The organism is Stenotrophomonas sp. FW305-C-20-S1, assembly GCF_058783335.1.
This window is the reverse complement of sequence record NZ_JBYTEK010000035.1, coordinates 23,707-49,350: the sequence shown is the minus strand read 5'-3', so window position 1 is coordinate 49,350 and position 25,644 is coordinate 23,707. Positions and strand designations below refer to the sequence as shown.

Below are 25,644 nucleotides of genomic sequence, written 5' to 3'. Positions count from 1 at the left end.
CCCCCCCCCCCCCCCCCCCCCCCCCCCCCCCCCCCCCCCCCCCCCCCCCCCCCCCCCCCCCCCCCCCACTACCGTTTCCGCTGGTCACTGCGCGGTCAGCGCTTCAGTCGCTGGTCGCGCGCCAGCTGGTCTGCCATGGCCTTGTCCAGTTCGGCCTGCAGGGCCGGCTGCTGCACGTCCGCATCCAGCACAAACACCTTCACCCCGTGCGCCGGCACCTCCGCCTTCAGGCTGCCCTTCACCATCACCTGGCCACCGTCCAGCGCGTCGCGCCAGAGGCCGGGCTGCAGGTAGCGGTCCACGCTGAAGGTCTTCGTGGCATCGCCCTTGTTCAGCAGCACCAGCGCGGTCTGCGCCACGTCGCCATGCTGCAGCACACGGAAGAACACCGCTTCATCGCCCTGCAGACGTTCGTTCACCTGCAGGCCGCGCTGCAACGCCGGCGTACTCTCGCGCAGCTTGGCGATGCGCTGCAGCGGGGCGAAGATCGGGCTCTGCGGGGCTGCATCCACCCGCGGCTGGCCGAAGTAGGCACGGTTGCCGGCGTGCTCCGCACGGCCGCGCATGAAGCCGGTTTCCGATCCGTAATAGACCACCGGAATGCCGCGCGCGGTGAACAACCAGTTGTGCGCGTCGATGAAGCCGCTGTCGCTGGCCTGCAGGCGCGGCATGTCGTGGTTGTCGTAGAAACTCATCAGCTCATACGGGTTGGCGTACGGGCCACCGGTCAGGTGCAGCGGCTCAGCCAGCGTTTCAAAGCCCTTGCCGGCGCTGCCGAAGGCCTGCTCCAGCGCGCCGCGCAGCGGGAAGTCGAGCACGCTGACATTGGCGTTGGCCGGCCAGGTGTGTTCGGCGATGCTGGCGGCGTTGTAGTCGAACGCTTCGCCGAACATGAACATGCCCGGGTGCTGCGCGCGGATGCGGTTGACGAACTCGTGCCACCACGGATGCGGCAGCCAGCCGATGGTATCGATGCGCAGCGCATCCACACCTTGCGCGGTCCACTGCAGGTACGCCCCCACCAGGTAGTCCATCACTGCCGGGTTGGCCTGGTTGAAGTCGCTCAGCTCGGCCAGGTTGCCATCGAAGATCGAGCCGTCCTTGCTGTCGACCGGACCGACGTTGTTGTAGAACGCGTGCAGCGGATTGTGTTTCGGGTCCAGCTTCTGTGGCGGCAGGTTCTGGTGGTCGGCAATCAACCTGCCGTCCTTGTCGAAGATCTGGCCGAACTGCGGCTGCCGCTTGGGCATGGTCCAGGCCGGCGATCCATGGTTGCCGACGATGTCCAGCACCACCTTCAGGCCGGCGCCGTGCAGGCCCTTGGTCAACCCGGCAAAATCCAGGTCCCTGCTCGGCAGGTGCTCGTCCAGCGTGTAGAAGTTGATGCCCCAGTAGCCGTGATAGCCGGTCTTGCCACGGTCGGTCAGGGTGCTGGTACAGCTGATCGGCTTGCTGCCGGTGAAGGCTTCGTCCGGGTTGTCGACGATGGGGGTGATCCACACCGCGCCGAAACCGAGGTTGCGGATGTAGTCGGCATTGTCGAGCACACCACGGAAATCGCCACCGAGATAGCCGATGTTGCCGTCCACCTTGTCCGGGCATGGCACCGGAATATCGAAGGTACGGTGCTTGCCGCCCTGGTCGCGATGGTCGTTGGACGGATCGCCGTTGACGAAGCGGTCGGTGACCACGAAGTACACCGCGTCACTGGCGAACGGCTCGGTGGTACCAACATAGGCCGGGCGTGGCGCAGCCGAAGCATGGCCAGCGAACAGCACAAGGGATGCAGCAGCAGACAGGGCACCACGCATCACACCACCTCCGGACGGGACGGAACCCGCAACACGCACAGACCGGCAATCAACAGACTGCAGCCACCCAGCACCAGGACATGCATCGGCTGGCCCCCCAGCCATGCGCGCAGGGCGAAACCGAGCGCGCTGGCCGCGACCAGCTGCGGGATCACGATGAAGAAATTGAAGATGCCCATGTACACGCCCATCTTCGCCGCCGGGACGCTGTCCGACAGCAGCGCATAGGGCAGCGACAGGATCGAGGCCCAGGCAAAGCCGACGCCGACCATCGACAGCAGCAGCCACTGCGGATCGTCGATGAACATCATCGAGATCAGCCCTGCCCCACCCAGCCACAGGTTGACCAGGTGGCTCCAGCGCAGGCCGATCGCCCGCACCATCGGCGGGATCAGCAGCGCGGCCAGTGCGGCGAAACCGTTGTAGGCACCGAACAGCACGCCCACCCAGTTGGCACCTTCGTTGTAGGCCGCCGATTCGACATCGGTGGAGCCGAAATGCATGCCGGCCACCGCACGCGTGGTGAAGATCCACATCGCGAACAGGGCGAACCAGGAAAAGAACTGCACCCAGGCCAGCCGGCGCATGGTGATCGGCATCGCGCGCAGGTCGCCGACGATGGCGGCCAGCATGTGCGTGCCCGGTAGTACCCGCGCCGCCGCCAGCAGTGCGCCGTAGCCCACGCACAGGCCGGCCAGCACGTACAGCATCTTGTCGCCGTGGCGCCACGCGATCAGTGCCGCCAGCAGCACGCCGAGACCGAGCCACAGCGCAACCTGCGTCCACGGTGCGGGCCCGCTGACCGCGGTCCCGGCGTGATGCGCCGGTGGTTCGGCATCATCGAAGCTGGCCAGCTCGTCGGGCGAATACTCACGGGTGCTGACCACCGTCCAGGTGATCGCCGCCAGCAGCACCACCGCGCCGAAGTAGAACGCATAGCGCACGGTATCGGGCACCTCGCCCGCCGCTGCCGTGTTGGCAACACCGAAGTGGGCCAGGATGAAGGGCAGGAAGCTGGCAACGATCGCGCCGACGCCGATGAAGAAGCTCTGCATGGCATAGCCCGCCGGGCGCTGCCGCGGTGCCAGCTGGTCGCCAACGAAAGCGCGGAACGGCTCCATCGACACGTTGATCGAGGCGTCCAGCACCCACAGCGTGCCGGCCGCGATCCACAGCGTCGGCGAGTTCGGCATCACCAGCAGGGCCAGCGTGGTCAGCACCGCGCCGATCATGAAGAACGGGCGGCGCCGTCCCCAGCGTGTCCACGTGCGGTCGGACAGGTAGCCGATCACCGGCTGCACCAGCAGGCCGGTCAGCGGTGCGGCGATCCACAGTCCGGGCACCGCGTCCATGTCCGCACCCAGTGTTTCGAAGATGCGGCTGGCGTTGGCGTTCTGCAGGGCAAAGCCGAACTGGATGCCAAGGAAGCCAAAGCACATGTTCCAGATCTGCCAGAACGACAACTGCGGCTTTGCAGGACGGCTCATCGTGCGTCCTCTGCTGCCGCCACCGGCGCAATCTTCAGCGCCTGGACCTGGGCCTGGTTCAGCACGCCATCACGCCCGCCCTTGCCGCCGGTGTAGTGCGCGAAGTGCTGCAGCGCGCTCATGTTGAAGCCCTCTTCCAGCGTCACCGTGCAGCGGCCTTTGGGTACCGCGAAAGTTGCCGCGGTCGAGTCCTGCGCCGCCACGCTGTGCGGCAGCGTTACCGTGTGCCGCTGCGGAGGCTGGCCCTTGCACTGCACGGCCAGCTGCTTCACCGCCGCGGTCACACCGGTGTTGATCGGGCCGTTCGGGTTGCTGTACTGCAGGCGCAGGCGCACGTGGCCCGCCCTGGCTGCATTGAACTGCCATTGCCGGCTGCCCCGCAGCACCTGCTGCGGGCCGACGCAGACCATCGGGCTGTGCAGGGATTCCAGCGCACCTTCGCGCCGGGTCAGGCTCAGGCAGTGCTGCAGGCCATCATCGCCGACGCGCACCTGGCCCTTGCTGGCCGTGGCCGCGACACCGTCCTGCCAGAGGACCTGGCCGGCAGCCACCGCGACCGACCAGCCCTTGCCACTGCGCTTTGCCTGCGGTGCCAGCGGCGTGGCCGGTGCTCGTGCATTGGCATCGGCACGCGGCACATCACGGCTCACGGCTGCCGGCGCAGCGACCAGCTGCACGGTGGTCGTGGTGCCGCGCGTACGTGTTTTTCCCGCGATCAACAAGCCAGCGCCCACCTGCTTCGGGCGCTCCAGCACATAGCGCTTGCCGCCCGCCTCCAGACTGATCCGCTTCTGCTTTCCGAACAGCTCCGGCACCAGCTCGGCCGGCAGCTTGGGCTGCACGCGACCGTCGTCCTGCACGCCGAACACGCCTTCGGTGACCATCGACAGATAGCCGGCCACCGACCACAGCTGGCGCTCGGAGTTGACCACCGGCCCGCTCAACGCGCCTTCGTCTACGTGCACGGCCTGGCTGACCAGTTCGTAGTTCTCCATGTTGGAACCTGCCAGCGCCGCCCCTTGCATCAGCGAGCGGATCTCGGCAGCAATGCGCGGCGCATCGTCCACCTTGCGCGCCGCGCGCAGCGAGTACGCGCTGACGAACGGCCAGATCGCACGGTTGTGGTAGATCGGCTGCTGCGCTTCCTGCGGCCACACCACCGGGCTTCCGGCAGCGCCCATCGGATAGCCCGCCAGCGCACGACGCGCACGTTCAGTGGGCAGCACGTCGGCGAGGATGCCCAGCGACAGGCCGAGCAGATCGATCTTGGCGTACGGCACCGGGTGCGCCGCTTCGCCGATGTAGCTCATGTACTGGCCCATGTCTTCGCGCCAGAAGCGCGCGTCGATCTGCACCGCCAGTGCATCGGCCCAGGCCCTGTACTGCTCGCTGCGCTCGTCGCCCAGCTGCGCGGCCATCTGCTGCGCCAGGCGCAGCGCCTGGTAATGCAGCACATTGGTGGACAGCGCGTAGGAATCACCGATGAAGCGCACGTCCTCGCGCGTCCAGTCCGGATAGGTCTGCTCGCGCCAGTCAAGGAACGAGGTCTCGCCGCGATACAGGCCCACCTGCGCGTCGAAGACCATCGCCCGGTCCTGCGCCAATGTGCCCTGCAGGGCCTGCCAGACCTGCTCGGCAAACGCAGGATCATCCAGCAGGTGGCGTGCGGCGAGGAACCACACCACGCGGTCGCTGCTGATCGGCCAGCTGCCACCGGAGCCGGTGTCCTGGGCCACGAACAGGCCGGGCGTATGCCCGTCGCGCGCAGCCGACAACTTGAACTGCAGCGACTGACGGGTGCGCTTCGGGTCCAGCTTCGCCAGCGCCAGATCGGCTGCAAAGCTGACGTCACGCGTCCACACATACGGCCAGCGCGCGCCTGTCTGGAAGCACTCGCACGGTACCGGACGGCCTTCGTCGAAGGCCGGATCGCGGATGGCATCCACCCGGTCCTGGTCCATTTCCTGCTGGGCCAGCGCGAACAGCGCGTCGAACATCACGCTGCCGGTCTGGCTGCGCATGGGCGCGGCGGCGATGCGCACCTCACCCTTCGGCGCATGCAGCACGAAGCTGCCCTTGGCAGCGGATTCGGCGCGCGCCTGGCGGCCGTCGAATGTCAGGTCGGCCGCGTGCGCGGTCGTCCCCAGCGCTGCCCCCAGGGCAGCGGTCAGGCAAATGATCTTCAGCATCGAAGCGGCAGACCGGCTTGCGCCCGTCGACCTCCCTCCCTCTCTGCACCGTTGTGGGTCCGCACTGCCGTTGCCGGCGTGCGGGCGCGGCACCTCCCTCAAGGTGCCCTGGCCCCATGGTAGACGCGGGGCTGTCGACTGCGTCCAGCTGCATACGTATTCATGGCGTGCAGTACCGGCAGGCCTGCCGGCCTGGCTTATGGTCCGGGTCTGTCAACGGCGCCTTGGGAGGGGAAATGCCGACGTCACCCACAACGGTACGCGCAGTGTTCGCGCACGCTTTCGGCCTGGCCCTGCTGGGATGGGCCACGCTGGCACAGGCGGCGGCACCGCAGATCGCCAGCGTCGAATCACCGGACAAGGTGCTGAAGGTCAGCCTGGTGCTGGACGGCGGTACCGCGCGCTACCGCGTCGAGCGCCTCGGCCAGACCGTGGTGGCCGATTCGAAGCTGGGTTTTGAACTGCGCGATGGTCGCCTCGACCGCGACTTCAGCCTGCTGGCGCAGGAACGGCGCAGTGTCGATGACAGCTGGGAACAGCCCTGGGGCGAGCGCCGGCTCACCCGCAACCACTTCAACGAACTGACCGTGCATCTGGCCGAAACCACCGGCAGCAAGCGCCGGCTGGACCTGGTGTTCCGCGCCTACGACGACGGCCTGGGCTTCCGCTATGTGTTCCCCGAGCAACCGAACCTGCGCGAAGCGATCATCGATGACGAGCTGACCGAGTTCGCCATCGCGCCGGAGTCCACCGCATGGTGGATACCCGCGGGCGAACCGATCCATTACGAATACCTGTACCAGCGCACCCCGCTGCGCGAAGTGCCGCTGGTGCACACGCCGATGACCCTGCGCAGCCACGACGGCCTGCACGTGGCCATCCATGAGGCGGCACTGGTCGACTACGCGGGCATGTGGCTGCGCCGCACCGAGGGCCAGCGCCTGCGCGCCCAGCTTTCGCCTTCGGCCGAAGGCTGGAAGGTGCGCCGCGCCCTGCCCTTCGCCACGCCATGGCGCACCCTGCAGATCGCCGACCGTGCCGGCGGCCTGGTCGAGTCCGACCTGATCCTCAACCTCAACGAGCCCAATGCGCTGGGCGATGTGAGCTGGGTGAAACCGGCCAAGTATCTGGGCGTGTGGTGGTCGATGCACCTGGATGAAGAGAGCTGGGCCACCGGACCGAAGCATGCGGCCACCACCGCAAAGACGCGGAAGGTGATCGATTTCGCCGCCGCGCACGGCTTCCGTGGTGTGCTGGTGGAGGGCTGGAATCCTGGCTGGGACGGCAACTGGGTCGGCAACGGTTACGACTTCGACTTCACCCGCGCCACGCCGGATTTCGACATCGAATCATTGTCGGCGTACGGGCTGAAGAAGGGCGTGCACCTGATCGGCCATCATGAAACCGGCTGTGCGATCGAACACTACGAAGACCAGCTGGGTGCTGCGCTGGATCTGTATGCGCGGCTGGGCGTGGACCAGTTCAAGACCGGCTACGTCTGCGACGACGGCCAGGTTGATCGCCGCAATCCGGCCGGCGGCCCGCTGTGGCGCGAGTGGCACGACGGGCAGTTCATGGCCCGCCATCACCTGAAGGTGGTGCAGGAAGCCGCCCGCCGGCACCTGTCGGTGAACCCGCACGAGCCGATCAAGGACACCGGCCTGCGCCGCACCTACCCGAACTGGATTTCCCGCGAGGGCGCACGTGGCATGGAATACAACGCCTGGGGCCAGCCACCGAACCCGCCCGAGCATGAGGTCAACCTGGTGTTCACCCGCATGCTGGCCGGGCCGATGGATTACACGCCCGGCATCCTCAGCCTGAAGGGCCGCCACGGCCAGGCCATTCCCAGCACACTGGCCCGCCAGCTGGCCCTGTATGTGGTGCTGTACAGCCCGATCCAGATGGCTGCCGACCTACCCGAGCACTACCTGCAGCACCGCGAAGCGTTCCGCTTCATCGAGGACGTGGCGGTGGACTGGGAACAGAGCCGCGTGCTCGATGGCGAGGTCGGCGACTACGTGACGATCGTGCGCCGCGACCGCAACAGCCGCGACTGGTTCCTGGGCAGCATCACCGACGAGAACGGCCGCGTGCTGCCGGTGTCGTTGGGTTTTCTGGAGCCGGGCGTGCGCTACCGCGCCGAGGTCTACCGCGATGGCGATGGCGCGGATTTCCGCAGCAGTCCCTTCGCCTTCAAGCGCGAAACACGCGAGGTCAGCAGCACCGATTCACTCACCCTGGTGCTGGCGCCGGGCGGCGGACAGGCCATCCGCTTCACACCGCTGTGAATGCGCAGGTAGTGCCGGCCGCTGGCCGGCATCGTTGCGACGTGGATGGTTGCCGGCCAGTGGCCGGCACTACCGGAATGATGATCTGGAAGCGATTACAACCCTGCAAACGCCATTGAATACGTATGCAGGGTGATTCCCACGAAGAACGCGCTGCCTACCATAGCGGCGACGACAGCGGCCACCGCGTCGCACGTCCTCGACACCATCGGGACGACCACGAATCGCACTACAACATTGCCTGGGAGGGGAAAATGTTGAACCACAAGCGCAGTGCGCTGAGCATCGCGTTGGCCGTCGTACTGACGCCATCGCTGGCAGCAGCGCAGTCCACGCAGAGCACGGCAACCCCGCCAACCGCCACCGCCGCCACCAACCTGGACACCGTGCAGGTCACCGGCATCCGTCGCGGCATCGAAAGCGCCATCGCCACCAAGCAGGACGCCACCTCGGTGGTCGAAGCCATCTCCGCCGAGGACATCGGCAAGCTGCCCGACGTCAGCATCGCCGAATCGATCTCGCGCCTGCCTGGCCTTGCCGCACAGCGTGTGGCCGGTCGTGCGCAGGTGATCAGCGTGCGTGGCCTGTCGCCGGATTTCGCCACCACCCTGCTCAACGGGCGTGAAGTGGTCAGCACCGGCGACAATCGCGGCGTCGAGTTCGACCAGTATCCGTCCGAGCTGGTCAACGGCGTGACCGTGTACAAGACCCCCGATGCAGCGCTGGTCGGCCAAGGCCTGTCGGGCACCATCGACATGCAGACCGCACGTCCGCTCAGCTTCCCCGACCGCGTCATCGCCGTCAGCGGCCGCTACCAGAAGAGTTCGTTGGGCCGCGCCGCAGACACCGACCCGTACGGCAACCGCTTCAGCGCCAGCTACATCGACCAGTTCCTGGACAAGACCCTCGGCATCGCCATCGGCTACGCGCACAGCGACATGCCGATCCAGGAAAACCAGGTGGGCCTGTACGAGCCATGGACCACTGAGCACACCGACGCAGGCAACCGCCCGGGCGTTGCCGCTGGCACCTACTTCACCGACGGCATCAAGGCGCTGCGCCGCACCGGCAACAACAAGCGCGACGGTGTGATGGCCACGATCCAGTTCCGGCCGAACAACAGCTGGACCAGCACCTTCGACGCGTTCCATACCGAAGCGGAACAGATCGACACCGCCAACCAGTTCGAGCTCAACCTCAGCAACTACAACGGCGGCTACACCCCGGGACTGCTGGTCAGCAACCCGCAGGTCAACGCCAATGGCACCTTCACCGGTGGCACCGCCAGTGGCGTGTACCCGCTGGTGCGCGGCATGTACAACAAGCGCAAGGACAAGATCGATGCGTTCGGCTGGAACAACGAGTTCACCTTCGGCAGCGTCAAGCTGGTTGCCGACCTGAACTATTCCAAGGCCACCCGTGACGAACTGAACCTGGAAAACAACCTGCAGCTGACCCCGATGCCGCAGCTGGATACGGTCAGTGTGCAGTTCCGCCAGGATGGCTTCTCGCAGATCAGCCCGGGCCTGAACTACTCCAACCCGGACGCGCTGTTCCTGACCAACACCATCTACGGTTCTGGTTACGGCAAGGTGCCGAAGGTGGAAGACCGCCTGAAGGGCGGCAAGCTGGCCGCGACCATCGCCCTGCCCGAAGCAATGGCGTCGTGGGCACCGGATCTGGATATCGGCGTGAACTATGCCGACCGCCGCAAGGTGAAGACCCAGTCCGAAGGCAACATCCTGCTGGGCGCGCAGGGCGATGCCAACATCGCATCGGATCTGCAGTACCGCCCGGTCAACCTCGGCTTCGCCGGCCTGGGCACCATCCCGGCCTGGAACGTGCCTGGCGCGGTCGGTCGCTACATGACCTTCAATCCGGTCGACAATCTGGACTACCTGATTCCCAAGTCGTGGACGGTGCAGGAAAAGATCACCACCGCCTGGGCGCGCCTGAACATCAACACCGACATCGGTGTGGTGGGCGTGCGCGGCAATATCGGCGTGCAGATGCAGCACACCGACCAGAGCTCGGACTCGCGCTACTGGGACAGCTCGCAGGCGGCCGGCAACAACATCCAGCCCTACTCGGACGGCCGCAAGTACAACGACTGGCTGCCCAGCTTGAACCTGGCCTTCATGTTCCCGCATGAGCAGACCCTGCGTTTTGCCGCAGCCAAGCAGGTCGCGCGCCCGCGCGTGGACCAGATGCGCGCAGGCCTGGAGTTCGGCGTGGATACCGGTACCGGTCGCCCCGGCGGCAGTGGCGGCAACCCGTTGCTGGACCCGTGGCGCGCCACCGCGCTGGACCTGTCCTACGAGAAGTACTTCGGCGAGAAGGCCTACGTGGCCGCCGCGATCTTCTACAAGGACCTGAAGAGCTACGTCTACACCCAGTCGGTGGACAACTACGACTTCACCGGCCTGCTGGGCAACTATGTGCCGCCGCCGGGCATGGTGGTGCCGGTGCTGCCGACCGGCACGTTCTCGACTCCGGTGAATGGCAAGGGCGGCACCCTGAAGGGCCTGGAGCTGACCGCATCGTTCCCGCTGGAAATGCTGACCGACAGCCTGCGTGGCTTCGGCGTGCAGGCCAGCGCGACCTTCAACAAGAGCGACATCCAGATTCTGGATCCGGAAAGCGCGTCCAGCGTGGGCACCGACCCGATCAGCCTGCCCGGCCTGTCCAAGCGCGTGTACAACTTCACTGCCTACTACGAGCGTAGTGGCTTTGAAGCACGCGTGAGCCAGCGCCGCCGTTCGGACTTCATCGGCGAGATCGGCAACTTCAACGGCAACCGCACCCTGCGCTATGTCGTGGGCGAGAACGTGACCGATGCGCAGATCAGCTACACCTTCAGCGACAGCAGCAGCCTGCGTGGGCTGACCCTGCTGCTGCAGGGAAGCAACCTGACCAACGAGCCGTACCGCACCTACGCCGGCACCAAGGATCGCCCGCTGGAGTACATCGAATGGGGCCGCACCTACATGCTGGGCGTGAACTACAAGTTCTGAGGTAGCGCCGGGCCATGCCCGGCGACCCGGACTCGGTAGTGCCGGCCGCTGGCCGGTACCGCCATCGGTAGCGCCGGCCATGCCCGGCGACAGGACACAGGGAACAGGACCGGAAACCCGCTGCGCAGGCAGCGGGTTTTCCTTTGTGCGCACAACGCGATGGCCAGTGAACCGTGATCGGTACGGCCCCATCCACGCATGGCGTGGATCTCCCCCGCCGCATCGCAATCGATGCGTGGCGGGCATTCATTCGGCACCCCCCTGCTAGATCCACGCCCTGCGTGGATGTCCTGCACCGGAACCGCGCCCACAAAAAAGGGACGGGGCGCTTCGGCCCCGTCCCCGCAAGTACCGCCACCGGAGAAATCGGTCAGCTGCGTCGTGCGCAATACACCGCACGCGGCGGCAGCTGCAGTTCATTGCCCTGCACCGTCCCCGCATCCGGGCCCGGCACAGCCACCTGCTGCCAGTTGCCCGCCGGCAGCGGATGGCTCACCGCTTCGGCCGACAGGTTGAAGGCCAGCAGGAGAGTTTCATCTGCAAGCATACGCTCGAACAGCAGCACTGGCTCGGCACTGTCCAGGAACCGGATGTCACCGTGCAGCAGGGCCGGCTGGGTACGGCGCCAGGCCAGGAAGCTGCGGAAGGCCGACAGCACCGAATGCGGATCCTGCGCCTGCACCGCCACGGCCGCCGCCTGGTGCTCGGCCGGGATCGGCAGCCACGGCTTGCCGGTGGTGAAGCCGGCCAGCGGCGCGTCGATCCACGGCAGCGGCGTGCGGCAGCCGTCGCGCCCCTTGAAGTTGGGCCAGAAGGTGATCCCATACGGGTCCTGCAGCGCCTCGAACGGCACTTCGGCCTCGGCCAGGCCCAGTTCCTCGCCCTGGTACAGGCAGACCGAACCACGCAGTGAACACAGCAGCGCCACCAGCATCCGCGCCAGGCGAGGGTCGGCCGGATGGCCACCCCAGCGGCTGACCGCCCGCTCCACATCGTGGTTGGACACCGCCCAGCACGGCCAGCCTTCGGTCATCGCCGCTTCCAGGCGCGAAACGGTGTCGCGGATGTAGGCCGCGCTGTAATCGTTGACCAGCAGCTCGAAGCTGTAGCCCATGTGCAGGCGGCCATCCTGGGTGTATTCGGCGGTGGTCGCCAGCGAATCCTCCGAGGAGATCTCGCCCAGGCTCACCGCCCCCGGGTACTCGTCCAGCAGGGCGCGCAGCTGCTCCAGGAACGGCAGGTTCTCCGGCTGGGTGTTGTTGTAATAGTGGTACTGGTAGGCGTACGGGTTGTCCGCGCTGAAGCCGCGGCCGACGCGCTTGTCGGCCGGCTTGGGCGGGTTGTCGCGCAGCTGTGCGTCATGGAAGCAGAAGTTGATCGCATCCAGGCGGAAGCCATCCACACCCCGGTCCAGCCAGAAGCGCACGTTGTCCAGGGTCGCCTGCTGCACCTCCGGGTGGTGGAAATTCAGGTCCGGCTGGTCCACCAGGAAGTTGTGCAGGTAGTACTGCTCGCGGCGCGGCTCCCACTGCCAGGCACCGCCGCCGAACAGCGACAGCCAGTTGTTGGGGGGCGTGCCGTCTTCGCGCGGATCCACCCACACATACCAGTCCGCCTTCGGGTTGCTGCGGTCCTGGCGGCTCTCGCGGAACCAGGCGTGCTCGATCGAGGTGTGGCTGAGCACCTGGTCGATCATCACCTTCAGGCCCAGGCCGTGGGCCTTGGCCAGCAGCCGGTCGAAGTCGTCCAGGCTGCCGAACAGCGGATCGACATCGCGGTAGTCGGCGATGTCATAGCCGAAATCGGCCATCGGCGATCGGAAGAACGGCGAGATCCAGATCGCATCCACGCCCAGCGCGGCGATATGGTCCAGGCGCTGGATGATGCCGGGCAGGTCGCCTACCCCGTCGCCGTTGGCGTCGAGGAAACTGCGCGGGTAGATCTGGTAGATGACGGCTCCGCGCCACCATGGATAGTGCGACATCGACAGCCCCCCTCCGGGCATGCGGGGCCCGCCGGAAGCGGGCCGAAATCCTGCTCCCGCAAGCTTAGCGGCGGCTCCCCGGCGATGGCGCTGCCTGCATACGTATTCACGCCCGGCCGGTCCGGCTCACGCGCCGGTGACGCCATCCGCCCGAATTCACAGGCAACGCCTATAATCAGGGATGAGCCTGAAAGCCTGATCGCATGACCATCACTGAAGACACCCGTCCCGCCCTGGGCCTGTCCCAGATCCAGTCGCTTGCCGCAGCCGACATGGCTGCCGTCGATGCCCTGATCCGCCGCCGGCTGTCCTCGGATGTGGTGCTGATCAACCAGATCGCCGACCACATCATCTCCGCTGGCGGCAAACGCCTGCGGCCGATGCTGGTGATGCTGGCCGGCCATGCGGTCGGCGGCTCCGGCCCCGAGCACCACCAGCTGGCAGCGATCATCGAGTTCATCCACACCTCCACCCTGCTGCACGACGACGTGGTGGACGAATCCAGCCTGCGCCGCGGCCGCAGCACCGCCAATGCACTGTGGGGCAACGCGCCCAGCGTGCTGGTGGGCGACTTCCTGTACTCGCGCAGCTTCCAGCTGATGGTCGAGCTGGACCGGATGCCGGTGATGCAGATCCTGGCCGACACCACCAACCGCATTGCCGAAGGCGAAGTGCTGCAGCTGCTGCACGTGCACAACCCGGACACCGACGAAGCCGCCTACCTGCGCGTGATCGAGCGCAAAACCGCGGTGCTGTTCGCCGCCGGCACGCGCCTGGGTGCACTGGCCAGCGGCGTCGATGAAGCCACCCAGCAGGCCCTGTACGACTACGGCATGCACCTGGGCTACGCCTTCCAGATCGCCGATGACGTGCTGGATTATTCAGCCAACGCCGACGAGCTGGGCAAGAACCTGGGTGACGACCTGGCCGAAGGCAAGGCCACGCTGCCGCTGATCCATGCCATGGCCCATTCCGATGAGGCCACCCGCCAGCGCCTGCGCGCGATCGTTCAGAACGGTGATGCCTCGGCGATGCCGGAAGTGCTGGCGGCGATCCACGCCACGGGAGGCCTGGAATACAGCCGCCGTCGTGCCGAGGAATATGCAGAGGCCGCCGAACGGGCGCTTGACGGCCTGGGCGACAACGATGCCGTCGCCGCCCTGCGCGGCCTGGCCCGCTACGCGGTACAGCGTTCGCATTGATGGATTCGCCGGGCACGGCCCGGCGCTACCGCGCGCGATCTGGTAGCGCCGGGCCATGCCCGGCGGACACGGACCTGCAACAGCGGGTGGGTGCCGACCGTTGGTCGGCACACCTTTTCAACGCCTCTCGAAACGCTCCTCGAAGAACTCATCCAGTGCCTTCCAGGCACGCTTGGCGGCGCGTTCGTTGTACTGGCAGCCCGGCGGGCTGTTGGCATCGCGCTCGGCAAAGCAGTGCACCGCACCGCTGTAGTTGGTGAACTCCCAGTCCACCTTGGCCGCATCCATTTCCTTCTGGAAACTGCCAATATCCTCGGCGGTCACACTCTTGTCGTCGGCGCCGTTCAGCACCAGCACCGACGGGTGGCTGCCGCCGGCCTGCGCCGGCAAGGGGGAGCCGAGCCCGCCATGCAGGCTGACCACGCCCGCCAGCGGCGCGCCGGCGCGGGCCAGTTCCAGCACCGTGGTGCCGCCAAAGCAGAAGCCCACTGCGCCGATCCGGCTGGCGTCCAGCGGTGCCTTGCCCGCCTGCGCCTTCAGTACGTTGACCGCCTCCAGCGCCCGCGCCCGCAGCAGCGGCCGGTCATTGCGCAGCTTGGTCGCCACCGGTCCGGCCTCGGCATCGGTCTTCGGCCGCACGCCCTTGCCGTACACATCGGCCACCAGCACCACGTAGTCATCGCCCGCCAGCTGCTTGGCCTTCTCGATGGCCGATTCGTTCACGCCCTTCCAGTTCGGCACCATCACCAGGCCGGGACGCTTGTCAGCATCTCCATCGTCATAGACCAGAACGCCACTGAAGGTCGTGCCTTGGTGCTTCCACTCCACCGGCTGGGTCTTCATCGCCGCCCACGCTGGCATCGCTGCCAGCCCCAGTACCATCGCCACCCCGCAACGCCAACGGTTCATGCGCCTGCTCCAGAAAAAGGGGACGGAGGGGATTAAGCCGTAATCGCCCCTCCCGCGTCGCATTCTGCATTGGCGGCGTGACGCAGGTGTGGTTGGATACGACTTGATCCCCTCCGTCCCCTTTTCTGCATGAACCTTGTTGATCGCTTTCTGTCTGGATTGAACCCGCGGCTGCCCGAGGACGATGCCCCGCAATGGGCGTGGACCGAAGGCGCCAGCGAGGCCGACCTGCAACGGCTGCGCGCGCAGTGGCCGCAGGTGCCCGACAGCCTGGTCGAGCTGCTTTCGCGCGTGGACGGCACGCACTTCCGCGACTATCCGAAGGGCGAGGTCTGCGTGCTGATGCTGGGCTCGGACGTGGGCGACTACCCGTACTACCTGCGCTCCATCGGGCAGATCTTCGAAGACCAGCAGCAATGGGGCGACAGCATCCGTTCCATCTACGAGGAATGGCTGGAAGAAGAACCGGAGATCCTCGGTGCCGGCATCGATGCCGACCTGCCGATGAGCCGCCGCCTGTGCTTCTCGCACTGCATGAACAACGGCGGCACCTCGATGCTGTATCTGGATTTCGATCCCGCACCCGGCGGCAGCGTTGGACAGGTGGTGCGCTACCTGCACGACCCGGACAGCTACGCGGTCATCGCCCCCAGCTTCGATGCCTACCTGCAGCAGCTGATCGACCGCGACTACAGCTTCCTCGACGAGGAACGTTGACCGCGTCGTGGTGACGGCAGCCGGCGTGGGCTCGGCTCTCCAGTAGATCCACGCCATGCGTGGATGAAATCCCCGGGTTGCCGGCCACCAGCCGGCACGACCGTCAGGCGATCCCGATACCCGGAATCGCGCTGATGGTGTCCGGATCGAATCCGGCCAGCTCGGCGAAATGCCGCCCGCGCGCAACGTAATCGCGGTAGGCGCCATAGCTCGGCGCGCCCGGTGACAGCAGCACCACCCCACCCTGCTCGCCCAGTGCGCGACGCGCCAGCGACATCGCATCAGGCAGATCGGCCGCGGCATGCAGGCCGAAACGGCCGGCATCGGCCAGCGGCTGCAGCATCGCGTGGATGCGCGGGCCGTTGCTGCCCATGGTCACGATCTCCACCGGCGGCACGTCGTGCGCCATGTGCTGCATGAAATCAGTCCAGTCCAGGCCACGATCATGCCCGCCGACCAGCAACGCGATGCGCTGGCCGGCAAAGCACTCCAGTGCCGCCAGGCTGGCATGCGGCGTGGTGCTGATCGAATCGTTGACGTAGGTCAGGCCATCAGCCTGGCCGATGCGTTGCAGGCGGTTCGGCAGCGGCCGGAAATCCTGCACCGCCGGCGCCAGCGCCACGGCATCCAGGCCCAGCGCCTCCAGCGCGGCCAGCACCGCGCACAGGTTGCCGCGGTTGTGGCGGCCCGGCAGTGGAGTATTGCGGGTATCGAATACCGCCTGCCCGCCGCGATGCACGATGTCACCGCGCATGTGCCAGCCCTGCGGCTGGTTGAACCAGACCACATCGCTGCCGGGCAGCGACAGCGCCGCCAGATGCGGGTCTGCGGCATTGAGCACGGCAACGCGCGGCGCGGCCCCGGTCACCAGCTGCAGCTTGTCTTCGATGTAGCGCTGTTCGCTGCCGTGCCAGTCCAGGTGTTCCGGGAACAGGTTCAGCACCACCGCCACCTGCGGGTGCGCACCACTGCGCGCGACCTCGCCGGTCTGGTAGCTGGACAGCTCCACCGCCCAGTACGCAGGCGCCGGTTGCGGGTCCAGCACTTCCAGCAGTGGCAGGCCGATGTTGCCGACCAGGCCGGTGCGATGTCCCGCTGCGCGCAGCAGGTGCGCGATCAGCGCGGTGGTGGTGCTTTTGCCCTTGGTGCCGGTCACGCAGATCGTGTCGCGCACGGTGCCATCGGCATCGGCATGTTCGGCAAACCACAACGCCGTGCCGCCGATGAAGCGGGTGCCCTGCTCCGCCGCCGCCAACGCGATCGGCAGGTACGGGCTGATCCCCGGCGACTTGATCACCACCTCGAATGCCGCCAAGGTCTCGGCCGACGGTTCACCACGCACGTCCAGCACGCCCTGCGTTTCCGCACGCGCGGCCGCGACCTCGCTGGCCGGGCAGAACAGGCTCAGGCCAAGCGATGGCAGGCGCGCGCGCAGCACCGCATACGCAGCACGCCCCTCACGTCCCCAGCCCCACAGCGCTACGCGCTTGCCTTCAAGCTGCGAAATCTTCACGCACCCGTTCCCACAGCGCCGCCGGAATACGATGTTCGCCCTGCAGCTGCATCAGCGGTGCCAGCTCCAGCTCGGCCGCATCCAGCTGCGGCTGGATTTCATTGCAGAAGCGCTTCACCAGCACGTCTTCCTTCCACTCCGGGCGCTGCGCCAGGGTGGCCATCGCCGCACGCGATTCGCGGCCTTCGCCCACGCATTCGAACGGCTTGTGGTCCTGGAATTCCAGCAGCGCGTCGAAGCCACCAGCCTGCTCGATGTCATCCAGCAGGTTGCGGCCGAAGATGCGCACCAGGCGGGTCTTGGGCATGAACGGGGCCAGCGCCAGGAACACGAAGTGGCACTTCGGGCAGACGCCGCACCAACGGTTCACCGGGCGCTCGCCAAGGATGTGGAAGTTGCGGTTGCAGCTGGAGAAATGCGCGTCGTAGAAATCGCTCTTGGCGAACTGGCGGGCCACCGCCAGCTCCGACATCGGCCGCAGCAGCGAGTAGTACTGCAGGTCGGCGGCCACGTACTTGCGCACGTGGTTGCCGAAGGCCTGCTCGCAGGCCCAGCCCTTGGACCACTGGTGGTTCACTTCACCGGTGCCCGGAATCTGGCTGCCGTAGCTGGCCGAACGTTCGTTGGAGAACACCACCTGGTCCACACCGTGCAGCAGCGCAGCCAGCACCATGATCGCCGAGTTCACCACGGTCACCGGGATGTGCCCGTTCCATGCGCCCTGGCGGTTGAGTTCGAACAGTTCCGGCGCCAGCGCGCGGCCCAGGTTCAACGTCGGCAGCCCGGTGCGTTCGGCACAGGCACGGATCAACTGCGAACCCCCGATCCAGGTCACCGTCTCGTCCACGCCGGCGCGGCGCAGCGCTTCGATGCTGACCAGCGAATCCTTGCCACCGCCGATGGCCACCAGCGCATGCGCCTGCAGGCCCAGCACCGGTGCCTGCACCGTTTCGCCCTGCACCGGCAGGCGGAAGCGCCCACGCAGGTTCAGGCCGTTGCGGTAGGCGAATTCGCCCAGGCCGTTGAGGTAGATGGTCTCCACCAGCGCTGCGGTATCGGCATCGATGCTGTAGCTGTCGATGATGACCGTATCGGGCACGCCGGCCTTGTAGTAGCTCACACCAGCAATCAGGTGCAGCAGCCGCAGCGCGCGCTGCACGGCATCGGCACGGGCCGGTTCCAGCACGAACGGGGCGCCGGGCACGGTAACGGTTTCCACCATTTCCGGGCCGTCATCGAAGGCGTAGACCAGCTTGGCCACGCCGGTGTCCGCGGCGAATTCGCAGCGGACGAAACGGAAGCGGGAAACCTGGTGTTTATCGAAAGCAGTCATGGTGAATCCAGTTCAAGCACGGTCAGGCACGTGCCCGCGCGCAGGCGCGGGACGTGTCGGTGGGCGGGTGCAGGGCGCGGAAGGCGGCGATCATTCGATCACGTCTTCGCGCGGCATCGCCCGCTGGTTGTAGGTGTTGGACATCACATAGCCGTAGGCACCGGCGTCGGCGATCAGCATCACATCGTCCGGCGCGGTCGACACCGGCAGCTTGCGGCGCTTGCCGAACACATCGCTGGATTCGCAGATCGGGCCGACCACATCGAACGCCGCTTCGGCGTAACCGCCCTGGCGGCTGAGGTTCTCGATGTCGTGCCAGGCGTCGTACAGGGCCGGGCGCATCAGCGTGTTCATGCCGGCATCCAGGCCGACGCGGCGCACGCCATCCTTCTCCACCACCTGGGTGGCGTGGGTCAGCAGCACGCCCGATTCGGCCACCAGGAAGCGGCCCGGCTCGATCGCCAGGCGGAACGCCGGATGCAGCGCCTTGACCTCGGCCAGGCCCTCGGCCCAGGCATCCAGGTCGAACGGCTCGTCTTCCTCGCTGTACGGGATCGGCAGGCCACCACCGATGTCGATGGTGTGCACGCTGCCGATGCGGCGCGCGAAGCCAGCCAGCTCATCGCACATCAGGCGCCAGTGCTGGGCGGTTTCCACGCCGCTGCCAAGGTGCGCATGCAGGCCGACCACGCGGGTGCCCAGCTCGGTGGCCGCGCGCACGAACTCGTCCACGCGCGCGATCGGCAGGCCGAACTTGGACTCCTTGCCACCGGTGCGGACCTTGGCGTGATGGCCTTCGCCACGGCCCAGGTCCACGCGCAGCCACAGTTCGCGGTTGCGGAACAGGTCCGGCCAGCGTTGCAGGGCTTCGACGTTGTCGACAGTGACGGTCACGCCCAGCGCGAACGCCGCTTCGTACTCGCTGCGCGGGCAGAAGCTGGGGGTGAACAGCACGCGCTTGGGCGACAGTTCCGGAATGGCCTGGAACACATGCTTCAGCTCACCGTGCGACACGCACTCCAGGCCGAAACCTTCGGCCTCCAGCAACTGCAGGATGGCCGGATGGCTGTTGGCCTTGATCGCGTAATAACGCTGGTCGATCGGCTTGATCGCCGCCAGCGCGCGGGCACGCGCCCGCACCGTCGGCAGGTGGTAGACGTAGCGCGGGGTGCCGGCATCGGCCAGCTGCAGCAGGTGCGCACGCTGGCCGCGCCACCACGGCGTACCACGCGGACGCACGGTGCCGGCGATTTCGCGCCAGCGCGGGCCGAACACTTCGGTCTCTTCCACCGGCATCGCGCCGCTGTCGATCAGTTCGGCGTGCAGGATCGGCAGCAGGCCATCGGCATCGGCTTCGTCGATGACGAAGGTCAGGTTCAGGTCGTTGGACGACTGCGAAATCATGTGCACGCGCTCACGACCGAAGGTCGCCCACACGTCCGACAGCTTGTGCAGCAGCGAGCGCATGCCCAGGCCGACCAGGGTGATCGCCGCACACGGCACGATCACCTTGACCTTGCAGATCTGCGACAGGTCGGCCGACAGCGCGGCCAGCACATCGGTGTTGACCAGGTTCTCGGACGGATCCAGCGATACGGTGACGTTGGTCTCGGCCGAACCGATCAGGTCCACCGACAGGCCGTGCTTCTTGAACAGGCCGAATACATCGGCGAGGAAGCCGACCTGCTGCCACATGCCGATGCCTTCCATCGACACCAGCACGATGCCGTTGCGGCGGCTGATTGCCTTCACTCCGGGCACCGGCGCGGCATTGCCGTCGATGCTGGTACCCGGCAGTTCCGGACGCTCGGTATCGAGGATCGCCATCGGCACACCCGCATCGCGGCACGGCTTGATCGAGCGCGGGTGCAGCACCTTGGCACCGGTGGTGGCGATTTCCTGCGCTTCGTAATAGTCCAGGCGGGTCAACAGGCGCGCGTCCGGCACGTCCTTGGGATTGGCGCTGAACATGCCTGGCACATCGGTCCAGATCTCCACGCGGCTGGCGCCGAGCAGCGCACCGAAGTATGCCGCGGAGGTATCCGAGCCGCCGCGGCCGAGGATGGCAGTGCCACCGTCGGCGTGACGCGAGATGAACCCCTGGGTGATCAGCAGGCGCGTGGGCTGCGCGCGGAAGCGCTGCGCCCATTCCGCATCGGCACGCCACTGGCAGTTCACCGACAGGCGCTGCGACCAGTCGCTCTGGTTCGGCTGCGGCGGCAGCGCGTCCAGCCACTGGCGCGCATCCATCCAGCCGAAATCCAGGCCGCTGGCACGCAGATAGGCCGCGCCCAGGCTGGAAGACAGCAGTTCACCCTGGCCGAGCACTTCGGCCTGCCAGTCCAGAGGACGGCTGGGCGCACGCGGGTCGTCCAGCAGGCCCTGCAGCGCGGCCAGCCGCTCGGCCAGCACCTCCGCGCCCAGCCCCAGCTCGTCCAGGAAGGCCTGGTGGCGTTCGACCAGCGCCGCCACGCGATCGCAGCTGTCCGGCGCGCCATCGGCAATCGCGGTCAGTTCATTGGTGACCCCGGACAGCGCCGAAACCACCACCAGAACGCGCGAACCGGTCTCTTCGGCCCGTTTTTTCGCCAGCTTCCCGATCGTGTCCCAGCGGTGGCGACGCGACACCGAGGTGCCGCCGAACTTCAGTACGATCCAACGATCGACAAGGGGGGAAGCTGACATGGATAGGCTATGTGTAATGTGGGGAAGCCGCCCGAGGGGGCGGAACCTTCGATTCTAAGCCCAATACACCCGTCAATGACCGCCCACCGCTACCTGCAGCTCGATGTCTTCGCCCACCAGCCCGGTACCGGCAACCCGCTCGGTGTCGTGTTCGACGCGGATGGACTGTCCACCGACCGCATGCAGGCCCTGGCCGCCTGGCTGAACCTGTCCGAGACCGTGTTCTTCCTTCGCCCCACCGCTGCCGGCGCCGACTACCACGTGCGCATCTTCACCCCTGCCAGCGAGCTGCCCTTCGCCGGGCACCCCAGCGTGGGCGCCGCCTGGGCTGCGGTCACCTGCGGCCTGGTGCAGCCACGCGACGGGGCCCTGGTGCAGCAGTGCGCGGCCGGCCTGCTGCCGGTGCAGGTCACCGGGCCGGCCAACGCGCCCACCATCCGCCTGGCGAGCCCAGCGGCACGGCCGCTGCCGGCTCTGCCAGGCGACATTCCTGACACTCTGCGTGCCGCTGCCGCCGAGGGCCAGCGCGCCGAGCTGTGGGACAACGGCCCGCGCTGGTGGCTGCTGCCGCTGCGCGACGCCGAGGCCGTACGCACGCTGGCACCGGACATGGCGGCCCTGCGCGACTGGAGCATTGCCACCGACGCGCTCGGCATCGCCGTGTTCGCGCTCGAAGCCGATACCGGGCACGACCTGGTGGTGCGCGCGTTCTGCCCCGCCGATGCGCCCAACGTGCCGGAAGACCCGGTGACCGGCAGCGCCAACGCGCTGATCGGCGCCTGGCTTCGGCAGCGTAATGCCCTGCCCGGCGAGAACCGGACCTATCTGGCCAGCCAGGGCCGCGAGGTCGGCCGCGACGGCCGCGTCCAGGTCACTGTGGACGCGCAGGACACGGTGTGGATCGGCGGCCAGGTGCAGCTGGTGATAGACGGCAACATCACCTGGTAGCGCCGGGCCACGCCTGGCGGCCTACCGCGCTGCGCGCTCGCGGGGCATGGCCCCGCGTTACCCTATGCCGCCTGTTTCCTGGAGTTCCTGCTCGATGACCACCCGCCGCTTCCTGCAGCTGGATGTGTTTTCCCCGCGCCCGGGCGCCGGCAATCCGCTGGCCGTCGTGCTCGACGCCGAAGGCCTGGACGATGCAGCGATGCAGGCCATCGCCCGCTGGACCCGCCTGCCCGAAACGACGTTTGTGTTCCCGGCACAGACGGCCGGCACCAGCTATCGGCTGCGCATGTTCAGCCCGCAGAAGGAAGTGCCGTTCGCCGGCCATCCCAGCGTCGGCACCGCCCACGCGGTGCTGCAGGCGGGACTGGCCATGTCGGTCGACGGGGTACTGGTTCAGGACGGCATCGCCGGTGCGCTGCCACTGCGCGTGACCGGCGAAGGCGCGCAGCAGCGCATCGCTATCCGCACGCCCCGTGCGCAGCTGGCCGAGATCGCCGCCACCGATGACCCACGCCTGCAGGCCGCATTGCACACCTGGCCGCTGGGTTCGCTGCCGCCGGCCCGCATGCAGGGTGGCCGCAGCTGGTGGGTCGTAGAGGTCGCGGATGAGGCCGCGTTGCGCGCCCTGCACCCGGACTGGGATGCGATCGCCACGCTGGCTGAATCGACCGGCAGCATGGGCGTGTTCGCCTATGCCTTTGCCGATGGCAGCGAAGGTTACGACCTGGCCGTGCGCGCTTTCGTCGGCAATGGGCGCCGCTTCGAGGATGCCGCTTCTGGCGCGGCCAACGCTGTACTGGCGGCCTGGCTGGACCTGCGCGACGCCCTTCCGCGCGGCCGCCAGCCCTTCGACGTCAGCCAGGGACGCGAAGTCGGCCACGATGCGCGGCTGACGCTGCTGGTCGATGAAGAGGGCGAGGTCTGGTCCGGCGGCCAGGTGCAGACGGTGATTTCCGGCACCATCGATTGGTGAACGCAAGGCGGTAGAGCCGGCCGCTGGCCGGCTGCCACCTTATACCCGGTTTCATGTGGTTGCCGGCCAGCGGCCGGCACTACCTTCTCAGCCCAGTTCGGCTTCCAGGCTGATCGGCACCGCGCTCAGCGCCTTGGAAACCGGGCAGTTCTGCTTGGCGTCATCAGCGATCGCGCGGAACTGCGTCGCCTCGATTCCCGGCACAACCGCCTTCACTTTCAGCCGGATCTGCGACAGCTGCGGGCCGCCTTCCATCGACAGATCGACCTTGGCTTCGGTATCCAGCGAGGTCGGGGTAAAGCCTGCCTCGCCGAGCTTGGCCGACAGCGCCATGGTGAAACAACCGGCGTGCGCGGCAGCGATCAGTTCTTCGGGATTGGTGCCCTTTTCATCACCGAAACGGCTGTTGAAGCCGTAGCGGGTCTTGTCCAGAAGACCACTCTGCGGCGTGCTCAACTGGCCCTTGCCCGACTTCAGGTCGCCTTCCCAATGCGCGGCAGCGTGTCGCGAGATTCCCATGTCCTGCTCCGTTGTGGCTGTGATGAACCAATACCCTGGCACGCGCCGCGTTAGCCCTGCGTCGCCCCGCCGCACGCGGCGCGCCTGTCCCGAGCCAACGACTGGACACTTCTTCGCCAGCAATCTGGCGATTTCCCCGTTGTTTTCAGTCATTTCGCCCATCCAGTCGAAATCACCGACACTGCGGTGCAGCGCACCACCGCACCCGCTCCCCCTACTGCCGGCCATGTACTGAATCGGCCTGGATATGAAAAAACATGCACTTTCAGCGCTCCAGGCTATTGGCGGCGCCCAAGAGTTGCCCTACATTGCGCTTGCCGACGGGGTTCGGCGCCGACCAAACAACCAACCGTTCACGGAACAGGAAACCATGGCAAAGACCGCTAAGAAGGCTGCCCCGAAGAAGGCAGTGAAGAAAGTCGCGACGAAGGCAGCCGCCAAGCCGGCCGCTCCGAAGCCGATCAAGGAAGTGCTGACCAAGTCGGGCCTGGTTGCACACATCGCTGAAGTCTCCGGCGTTGTCGCCAAGGACGTCCGCGCTGTGCTGGCCTCGCTGGAAGGCGCTGTCGCTTCCTCGGTGCACAAGAAGGGCGCCGGCTCGTTCACCCTGCCGGGCCTGCTGAAGATCACCACCGTCAATGTGCCGGCCAAGCCGAAGCGCAAGGGCATCAACCCGTTCACCAAGGAAGAGCAGTGGTTCGCCGCCAAGCCGGCCACCACCAAGCTCAAGGTTCGCCCGCTGAAGAAGCTCAAGGACGCTGCGCTCTAAGCGCGCGCCCTGCAGCGGATACCTGACGGGACGGCCTTGGCCGTCCCGTTTTTTTTGCCCCGCATCCGCGCTCGCTCTGCAGTAGATCCACGCCATGCGTGGATGCCGTCCACTGCGCCCCCGCAACACAGCGTTTCCCGCGCCCACGCAATTTCCCGCACAGGCCCGCCGCCCATGGCCGCGCCGCTGTTTTTCCAGCGCAGGAACGAACCGGGTGGAACACTGCGTGCAGCGCCGGCCATCGCCGCCGGCCGACGCCTTGCCTATGGTGGTCCCATTCCTCCCCACCAGCGCGAGCACCCCCATGGCCAGCCCTTCCACCCGCTACCGGATCTCGGTGACCCCGATCGAAAAGGACGGGCACCAGTGCACCGGGCGCTGCACCATCGAACTGGAGCACCGCGCCAGCCGCGACCTGATGCGCCTGCTGGAATCGGCCCCGCGCACGGCAGGCCTGAGCGGTGACGAACGTGCCACCCTGGTGGTGGCCACCCAGCTGCTGCGTGACATCGTGCAGCGCCATGCCGACACCGACGGCCATGCACTGGCAGCGGTCGCCGCGCAGGTCCTGCCGGCGCTGGACGCGCTGGAACAGCTTCCCTCTTCGCGCTGACCACTTCGCGCTGAGCGGCCCCCGGCCGCTACACTGCCGCCTTCCAGGTCGCCTCGGGGAGGAGGCAGACATGCGCGGCTTTATTTCCTTGCTGATCCCGCTGCTTGTGGCGGGGTGTTCCAACCCGGCGCCCCCGGTCGATGCGGCCGAGCGCGACGCGAGCGGCGCCACAACCGCCCCGTCGGTGCCAACGACGAAAGCGGCACCGCAGGCCGCTACCGTTGACGCGATCGCCATCGATCCGCTGTATGGCGCCGTTGCCAACGGCAGCGAAACGCCCGCAGCGATGCTCAACCGCTACATGCTGGATCTGCTCAACCGCAACACATCGCGCAGCGATGCGGCCTGGGCCTATGCCCCCGCCGACCCGCGTCATGCCGACGATGCCGTGCTGCGCCTGCTGCCCGACGTGCGCAACCTGCGCCTGGACAGTGACGTGGCGTTGCCCCGCGACGATGGGCAGCCGCCACGCCTGCTGGAGGTGCCAGTGAAGATCCGCGCGGTGACCGCCAATGGCACCTTCCGCTACCACGGCTGGTACCGCGTGCAGCCCAGCGCCGATGGCCGCAGCTGGCAGATCCAGTCGGCCAGCCTGCAACCAACGCTGGACTGAACCGTTGCAACCGTGTGTACCCGCGATTCAGCGGGCAAAGCTACTCTGTAGGCCTCTTGGTTCCTTCTTCCGGT

General features: G+C 67.1%; 18 protein-coding genes. 9 read left to right on the top strand and 9 right to left on the bottom strand.

The genetic code is table 11. From position 1 onward, the window contains the following. Nucleotides 1-95: 95 nt before the first annotated feature. Genes AC3WTC_RS16545 through AC3WTC_RS16535 form a run of 3 tightly spaced genes read right to left on the bottom strand, consistent with a single transcriptional unit; the run spans nucleotide 96 to nucleotide 5,487 of the window. Nucleotides 96-1,811: an alpha-amylase family glycosyl hydrolase gene (locus AC3WTC_RS16545; protein ID WP_492711982.1), complete on the bottom strand. Its 1,716-nt coding sequence runs from the start codon at nucleotides 1,809-1,811 to the stop codon at nucleotides 96-98. Next, nucleotides 1,811-3,298 carry an MFS transporter gene (locus AC3WTC_RS16540; RefSeq protein WP_492711981.1) on the bottom strand — a complete coding sequence of 496 codons (1,488 nt, stop codon included), beginning with the start codon at nucleotides 3,296-3,298 and terminating at the stop codon, nucleotides 1,811-1,813. The genes AC3WTC_RS16545 and AC3WTC_RS16540 overlap by 1 nt, the downstream gene beginning before the upstream one ends. Continuing rightward, entirely contained in the window at nucleotides 3,295-5,487 is a 2,193-nt protein-coding gene (locus AC3WTC_RS16535) for an alpha-L-rhamnosidase-related protein (RefSeq protein ID WP_492711980.1), read from the bottom strand. Before AC3WTC_RS16535 ends, AC3WTC_RS16540 begins: the two co-directional genes overlap by 4 nt. A 236-nt stretch (nucleotides 5,488-5,723) precedes the next feature. Between AC3WTC_RS16535 and AC3WTC_RS16530 the strand changes: the two genes are divergently transcribed. Continuing rightward, complete coding sequence (locus tag AC3WTC_RS16530; RefSeq protein ID WP_492711978.1) at nucleotides 5,724-7,778, top strand: glycoside hydrolase family 97 protein; 2,055 nt, start codon at nucleotides 5,724-5,726, stop codon at nucleotides 7,776-7,778. A 254-nt stretch (nucleotides 7,779-8,032) separates the two neighbouring features. Further along, the gene (locus AC3WTC_RS16525) at nucleotides 8,033-10,792 is read left to right on the top strand and encodes a TonB-dependent receptor (protein ID WP_492711977.1); all 2,760 of its coding nucleotides are present in this window, start codon (nucleotides 8,033-8,035) and stop codon (nucleotides 10,790-10,792) included. A 370-nt stretch (nucleotides 10,793-11,162) separates the two neighbouring features. On the opposite strand, the gene AC3WTC_RS16520 is transcribed toward AC3WTC_RS16525, so the two are convergent. Continuing rightward, a complete protein-coding gene (locus tag AC3WTC_RS16520) occupies nucleotides 11,163-12,776 on the bottom strand; it encodes an alpha-glucosidase family protein (protein ID WP_154879587.1) in 1,614 nt (537 codons plus the stop codon). A gap of 203 nt (nucleotides 12,777-12,979) precedes the next feature. On the opposite strand from AC3WTC_RS16520, the gene AC3WTC_RS16515 reads away from it, so the two are divergent. After that, nucleotides 12,980-13,978, top strand: coding sequence for a polyprenyl synthetase family protein (locus AC3WTC_RS16515; protein WP_025873964.1), 999 nt, complete (start codon nucleotides 12,980-12,982; stop codon nucleotides 13,976-13,978). A 117-nt stretch (nucleotides 13,979-14,095) separates the two neighbouring features. Here AC3WTC_RS16515 and AC3WTC_RS16510 read toward each other — a convergent pair whose 3' ends face one another. Then, entirely contained in the window at nucleotides 14,096-14,887 is a 792-nt protein-coding gene (locus AC3WTC_RS16510) for a dienelactone hydrolase family protein (RefSeq protein WP_099783146.1), read from the bottom strand. 129 nt (nucleotides 14,888-15,016) lie between these two features. On the opposite strand from AC3WTC_RS16510, the gene AC3WTC_RS16505 reads away from it, so the two are divergent. After that, nucleotides 15,017-15,604, top strand: a complete 588-nt coding sequence (locus AC3WTC_RS16505; protein WP_492711975.1) for an SMI1/KNR4 family protein — start codon at nucleotides 15,017-15,019, stop codon at nucleotides 15,602-15,604. Between the two features lie 103 nt (nucleotides 15,605-15,707). On the opposite strand, the gene murD is transcribed toward AC3WTC_RS16505, so the two are convergent. The 3 genes from murD to AC3WTC_RS16490 form a co-directional block, all read right to left on the bottom strand. Next, nucleotides 15,708-17,117 (bottom strand): UDP-N-acetylmuramoyl-L-alanine--D-glutamate ligase, encoded by a 1,410-nt coding sequence (murD, locus tag AC3WTC_RS16500; RefSeq protein ID WP_492711974.1) that lies wholly within the window; start codon nucleotides 17,115-17,117, stop codon nucleotides 15,708-15,710. Then, nucleotides 17,098-18,450, bottom strand: coding sequence for a UDP-N-acetyl-alpha-D-muramoyl-L-alanyl-L-glutamate epimerase (gene murL / locus AC3WTC_RS16495; protein WP_492711972.1), 1,353 nt, complete (start codon nucleotides 18,448-18,450; stop codon nucleotides 17,098-17,100). The genes murD and murL overlap by 20 nt, the downstream gene beginning before the upstream one ends. Before the next feature lie 90 nt (nucleotides 18,451-18,540). Further along, complete coding sequence (locus tag AC3WTC_RS16490) at nucleotides 18,541-21,135, bottom strand: bifunctional aspartate kinase/diaminopimelate decarboxylase (RefSeq protein WP_492711971.1); 2,595 nt, start codon at nucleotides 21,133-21,135, stop codon at nucleotides 18,541-18,543. Between the two features lie 75 nt (nucleotides 21,136-21,210). Between AC3WTC_RS16490 and AC3WTC_RS16485 the strand changes: the two genes are divergently transcribed. After that, entirely contained in the window at nucleotides 21,211-22,083 is an 873-nt protein-coding gene (locus AC3WTC_RS16485) for a PhzF family phenazine biosynthesis protein (protein WP_492711969.1), read from the top strand. Between the two features lie 94 nt (nucleotides 22,084-22,177). Then, complete coding sequence (locus tag AC3WTC_RS16480; RefSeq protein ID WP_492711967.1) at nucleotides 22,178-23,056, top strand: PhzF family phenazine biosynthesis protein; 879 nt, start codon at nucleotides 22,178-22,180, stop codon at nucleotides 23,054-23,056. An 87-nt stretch (nucleotides 23,057-23,143) separates the two neighbouring features. Here the strand turns inward: AC3WTC_RS16480 and AC3WTC_RS16475 are convergent, their stop codons facing one another. Continuing rightward, nucleotides 23,144-23,575 (bottom strand): OsmC family protein, encoded by a 432-nt coding sequence (locus AC3WTC_RS16475; protein WP_080149475.1) that lies wholly within the window; start codon nucleotides 23,573-23,575, stop codon nucleotides 23,144-23,146. A 370-nt stretch (nucleotides 23,576-23,945) separates the two neighbouring features. Here AC3WTC_RS16475 and AC3WTC_RS16470 point away from each other — a divergent pair, with 370 nt between their 5' ends. The 3 genes from AC3WTC_RS16470 to AC3WTC_RS16460 all read left to right on the top strand — a co-directional run bounded on the left by AC3WTC_RS16470 (nucleotide 23,946) and on the right by AC3WTC_RS16460 (nucleotide 25,570). Then, nucleotides 23,946-24,344: an HU family DNA-binding protein gene (locus tag AC3WTC_RS16470; RefSeq protein ID WP_025873973.1), complete on the top strand. Its 399-nt coding sequence runs from the start codon at nucleotides 23,946-23,948 to the stop codon at nucleotides 24,342-24,344. A 304-nt stretch (nucleotides 24,345-24,648) separates the two neighbouring features. Further along, a complete protein-coding gene (locus tag AC3WTC_RS16465) occupies nucleotides 24,649-24,957 on the top strand; it encodes a DUF3861 family protein (RefSeq protein ID WP_025873974.1) in 309 nt (102 codons plus the stop codon). A gap of 70 nt (nucleotides 24,958-25,027) precedes the next feature. Then, nucleotides 25,028-25,570 carry a hypothetical protein gene (locus tag AC3WTC_RS16460; protein ID WP_105163586.1) on the top strand — a complete coding sequence of 181 codons (543 nt, stop codon included), beginning with the start codon at nucleotides 25,028-25,030 and terminating at the stop codon, nucleotides 25,568-25,570. Nucleotides 25,571-25,644 lie beyond the last annotated feature (74 nt).

Bases quoted from the DNA above. Each gene is read 5' to 3' on its own strand.
- AC3WTC_RS16545 (WP_492711982.1), bottom strand. From the start codon at position 1,811: ATGCGTGGTGCCCTGTCTGCTGCTGCATCCCTTGTGCTGTTCGCTGGC.
- AC3WTC_RS16540 (WP_492711981.1), bottom strand. From the start codon at position 3,298: ATGAGCCGTCCTGCAAAGCCGCAGTTGTCGTTCTGGCAGATCTGGAAC.
- AC3WTC_RS16535 (WP_492711980.1), bottom strand. From the start codon at position 5,487: ATGCTGAAGATCATTTGCCTGACCGCTGCCCTGGGGGCAGCGCTGGGG.
- AC3WTC_RS16530 (WP_492711978.1), top strand. From the start codon at position 5,724: ATGCCGACGTCACCCACAACGGTACGCGCAGTGTTCGCGCACGCTTTC.
- AC3WTC_RS16525 (WP_492711977.1), top strand. From the start codon at position 8,033: ATGTTGAACCACAAGCGCAGTGCGCTGAGCATCGCGTTGGCCGTCGTA.
- AC3WTC_RS16520 (WP_154879587.1), bottom strand. From the start codon at position 12,776: ATGTCGCACTATCCATGGTGGCGCGGAGCCGTCATCTACCAGATCTAC.
- AC3WTC_RS16515 (WP_025873964.1), top strand. From the start codon at position 12,980: ATGACCATCACTGAAGACACCCGTCCCGCCCTGGGCCTGTCCCAGATC.
- AC3WTC_RS16510 (WP_099783146.1), bottom strand. From the start codon at position 14,887: ATGAACCGTTGGCGTTGCGGGGTGGCGATGGTACTGGGGCTGGCAGCG.
- AC3WTC_RS16505 (WP_492711975.1), top strand. From the start codon at position 15,017: ATGAACCTTGTTGATCGCTTTCTGTCTGGATTGAACCCGCGGCTGCCC.
- murL (WP_492711972.1), bottom strand. From the start codon at position 18,450: ATGACTGCTTTCGATAAACACCAGGTTTCCCGCTTCCGTTTCGTCCGC.
- AC3WTC_RS16490 (WP_492711971.1), bottom strand. From the start codon at position 21,135: ATGTCAGCTTCCCCCCTTGTCGATCGTTGGATCGTACTGAAGTTCGGC.
- AC3WTC_RS16485 (WP_492711969.1), top strand. From the start codon at position 21,211: ATGACCGCCCACCGCTACCTGCAGCTCGATGTCTTCGCCCACCAGCCC.
- AC3WTC_RS16480 (WP_492711967.1), top strand. From the start codon at position 22,178: ATGACCACCCGCCGCTTCCTGCAGCTGGATGTGTTTTCCCCGCGCCCG.
- AC3WTC_RS16475 (WP_080149475.1), bottom strand. From the start codon at position 23,575: ATGGGAATCTCGCGACACGCTGCCGCGCATTGGGAAGGCGACCTGAAG.
- AC3WTC_RS16470 (WP_025873973.1), top strand. From the start codon at position 23,946: ATGGCAAAGACCGCTAAGAAGGCTGCCCCGAAGAAGGCAGTGAAGAAA.
- AC3WTC_RS16465 (WP_025873974.1), top strand. From the start codon at position 24,649: ATGGCCAGCCCTTCCACCCGCTACCGGATCTCGGTGACCCCGATCGAA.
- AC3WTC_RS16460 (WP_105163586.1), top strand. From the start codon at position 25,028: ATGCGCGGCTTTATTTCCTTGCTGATCCCGCTGCTTGTGGCGGGGTGT.